3 protein-coding genes and 1 pseudogene are annotated in these 3,785 nt (G+C 41.0%); 3 read left to right on the top strand and 1 reads right to left on the bottom strand.

The window, feature by feature from the left end; translation table 11 throughout:
- Window positions 1-128: 128 nt before the first annotated feature.
- The 3 genes and pseudogenes from ACVRZD_RS10470 to tet(O/W/32/O) all read left to right on the top strand — a co-directional run.
- A pseudogene (locus ACVRZD_RS10470) lies at window positions 129-479 on the top strand (replication protein); the annotation flags it as partial.
- Window positions 480-620: 141 nt separating this feature from the next.
- Entirely contained in the window at window positions 621-995 is a 375-nt protein-coding gene (locus ACVRZD_RS10465; RefSeq protein WP_001129922.1) for a TnpV protein, read from the top strand.
- A 366-nt stretch (window positions 996-1,361) separates the two neighbouring features.
- Window positions 1,362-3,281, top strand: a complete 1,920-nt coding sequence (tet(O/W/32/O), locus tag ACVRZD_RS10460; RefSeq protein ID WP_013646121.1) for a tetracycline resistance ribosomal protection mosaic protein Tet(O/W/32/O) — start codon at window positions 1,362-1,364, stop codon at window positions 3,279-3,281.
- Window positions 3,282-3,413: 132 nt separating this feature from the next.
- Here tet(O/W/32/O) and ACVRZD_RS10455 read toward each other — a convergent pair whose 3' ends face one another.
- Entirely contained in the window at window positions 3,414-3,650 is a 237-nt protein-coding gene (locus tag ACVRZD_RS10455) for a hypothetical protein (protein WP_198777500.1), read from the bottom strand.
- Window positions 3,651-3,785: the final 135 nt, after the last annotated feature.

The raw sequence follows: 3,785 nt of genomic DNA, 5'->3' as shown, positions 1-3,785 counted from the left end.
CCGAAAAGAAGGCACTCTCTTCGGGTTTTCGGTCTGTACTGAAATCAAGGTATTATTGGGAATCCCAGCTTAAATCATAGATACCGTAAGGGATTTTATTCTTTATTTAAAACTTTGCAACAGAACCAACACATGAATCAAAAGACGCTGTTGCCAAAAATAAGCATAAATACAAAAGGTCTGATATAAAGCTAATTAATAATTTTGATATTGACCGTTATATTACGCTTGATGTTGAAGATAAAGAAGATTTGTTTAACGAAATTTGCGATATTATTGACGATCATGATTTAGCAAATATGCGTGAATTGAAGAATTTTGTAAAGTATCATGGAGCAGAATATGGATTGCCCAGTATGAAAGTTATACGTTCGGTGATGAAAATGAGTAGTGGGATTATTCGATTAACGTTTGACGCGGTATATCAAGAACGAAGATATGGAAAACAAATTGATGATGAAACAGGCGAAATAAAATGACAAATAAGAAAAAGTGATTAATTTATACACACGCACTTTATTGTCAATTCCGTAAATTATGAGAACGGTCATAAGCTCCAATGGATGTAGGACGGATTTTGCGGACATTCAAAATAAAAAAGAATGTGGAGGTAACAGACAATGGCAAAATCATTATTTGAGGAACTGGGCGGCAAATACGAAAGGCAAGGGGATTATTTGATACCGTGCTTAACTGTACCCGCCGAAGAAGAACAGGCAATAGGCATCTGGGGGCAACGGCATTTAGATTATCTAAAACAGTACCGTAAAGTTACATACACCAATCTTCTTACAAGCGGCAGGCTAAACGCCTACCTTGCCGACATCAACAGACAGGCACAGGAACGCTTTGAAAGGCTCATAGAGGGTATGAAACAGGCACAGGGCATAACGGAACAGCTAAAGGCAGAAAACGCCTTAGAATGGACAGGATGCCTCAATAACATAAGGGCTTGTGCGAGGGAGATTGTGGAAAAGGAAATTATTTTTGCATAAACAGATGATTAGTGGCAGGGGGAAATCCTGCCGCTTTTTCTGCTTTAGTTTGTCAGCTTGACAAATAAAGGGTTAAGGAATATAATTAGATTCAGTATTATACAAGGAGTTAATAAATATGCGGCAAGGTATTCTTAAATAAACTGTCAATTTGATAGTGGGAACAAAAAGTAGCAGTCCCGTTTCACTTTTAATATGGGGCTTAGTTTTTTGTACCCAGTTTAAGAATACTTTTATCATGTAATTTTATATGCCCGAAAACATATAAGTGTTTTGGGGCTATTGGAGTTATTTACCCAGTGATAGGAGTATTTATCACTGGGTATTTTTATGCCCTTTTTTGGGTGTTGATAAGAGGAAAATCACATGAAAATAATTAACTTAGGCATTCTGGCTCACGTTGACGCAGGAAAGACAACATTAACGGAAAGTTTATTGTATACCAGTGGTGCAATTGCAGAACTAGGGAGCGTAGATGAAGGCACAACAAGGACAGATACAATGAATTTGGAGCGTCAAAGGGGAATCACTATCCAGACAGCAGTGACATCTTTTCAGTGGGAGGATGTAAAAGTCAACATTATAGATACGCCAGGCCATATGGATTTTTTGGCGGAGGTGTACCGCTCTTTGGCTGTTTTAGATGGGGCCATCTTGGTGATCTCCGCTAAAGATGGCGTGCAGGCCCAGACCCGTATTCTGTTCCATGCCCTGCGGAAAATGAACATTCCCACCGTTATCTTTATCAACAAGATCGACCAGGCTGGCGTTGATTTGCAGAGCGTGGTTCAGTCTGTTCGGGATAAGCTCTCCGCCGATATTATCATCAAGCAGACGGTGTCGCTGTCCCCGGAAATAGTCCTGGAGGAAAATACCGACATAGAAGCATGGGATGCGGTCATCGAAAATAACGATAAATTATTGGAAAAGTATATCGCAGGAGAACCAATCAGCCGGGAAAAACTTGTGCGGGAGGAACAGCGGCGGGTTCAAGACGCCTCCCTGTTCCCGGTCTATTATGGCAGCGCCAAAAAGGGCCTTGGCATTCAACCGTTGATGGATGCGGTGACAGGGCTGTTCCAACCGATTGGGGAACAGGGGAGCGCCGCCCTATGCGGCAGCGTTTTCAAGGTGGAGTATACAGATTGCGGCCAGCGGCGTGTCTATCTACGGCTATACAGCGGAACGCTGCGCCTGCGGGATACGGTGGCCCTGGCCGGGAGAGAAAAGCTGAAAATCACAGAGATGCGTATTCCATCCAAAGGGGAAATTGTTCGGACAGACACCGCTTATCCGGGAGAAATTGTTATTTTAGCTGATGATACTTTGAAACTGAACGACATTCTAGGAAATGAAAAACTCCTGCCTCATAAAACACGGATTGATAATCCCATGCCATTACTTCGGACAACGGTAGAGCCGCAAAAGCCGGAGCAAAGGGAAGCCCTGTTAAATGCCCTCGCAGAGATTGCTGATACAGACCCTCTTTTGCATTTTGACATTGATACTGTTACACATGAGATTATGTTATCTTTTTTGGGAAAAGTACAGTTAGAAGTTATTTGTTCGCTATTAGAAGAAAAATATCATGTGGGCGTGGCTATGAAAGAGCCTTCGGTTATTTATCTGGAAAGACCGCTTAGAAAAGCAGAATATACCATCCACATAGAAGTCCCGCCAAATCCTTTCTGGGCTTCTGTCGGGTTGTCCATAGAGCCGCTCCCTATTGGAAGCGGAGTGCAGTATGAAAGCAGAGTTTCACTTGGATATTTAAATCAATCGTTCCAAAATGCGGTTATGGAGGGGGTTCTTTATGGCTGCGAGCAGGGGCTGTATGGATGGAAAGTGACAGACTGTAAAATCTGTTTTGAATATGGATTGTATTATAGTCCTGTAAGTACCCCCGCAGACTTTCGGCTGCTTTCCCCTATCGTATTGGAGCAGGCTTTAAAAAAAGCAGGGACAGAACTATTAGAGCCATATCTCCACTTTGAAATTTATGCACCGCAGGAATATCTCTCACGGGCGTATCATGATGCTCCAAGGTATTGTGCAGATATTGTAAGTACTCAGATAAAGAATGACGAGGTCATTCTGAAAGGAGAAATCCCTGCTAGATGTATTCAAGAATACAGGAACGATTTAACTAATTTCACAAATGGGCAGGGAGTCTGCTTGACAGAGTTAAAAGGATACCAGCCAGCTATTGGTAAATTTATTTGCCAACCCCGCCGCCCGAATAGCCGTATAGATAAGGTTCGGCATATGTTCCACAAGTTAGCTTAACAGCTTGCAAAAGTCATATAAAATGAGATTTGAAAGGATTAGAGACTAATTATGATGAAATGCGAATTCTATATGTATCAAGTTAAGAAGAAACGCTCTTCGAGCGTTTAGAAAAAAAGCCTTTTAGGCTTTTTAATTTTCTATTCTTTGCCAAAGGTGTCTTCTTGATTCAGTACCTATACACTCACCTGTTATTGATACTGGTGGAACTGCTAAGTGTGTTCTAATTTCTCTTCCACAAGCAGAACATTTATACAAAGGAGTACGATCTCGTGCTGCTTTAGTATTATGGTTGGAAATTTTTATTAAACCTAATATAAAAACGAAAACACCTGCTATTGCCGTAAATATAATATTCCCATTTGACATACCTTTTTTGGTTCTGTTGCAAAGTTTTAAATCTACTATCAAATAAGGTAGAATAATAGAAAAAGATAGCAGGAGGAATGACGATGAATCATTTTAAAGGAAAGCAATTTCAGCAGGATGTGATTATTGTAGCCG

The organism is Streptococcus hongkongensis, assembly GCF_053206145.1.
Note: the sequence above shows the minus strand (reverse complement) of the source record. Positions and strands in the feature narration are given on the sequence as shown.

Bases quoted from the DNA above. Each gene is read 5' to 3' on its own strand.
- ACVRZD_RS10465 (WP_001129922.1), top strand. From the start codon at position 621: ATGGCAAAATCATTATTTGAGGAACTGGGCGGCAAATACGAAAGGCAA.
- ACVRZD_RS10455 (WP_198777500.1), bottom strand. From the start codon at position 3,650: ATGTCAAATGGGAATATTATATTTACGGCAATAGCAGGTGTTTTCGTT.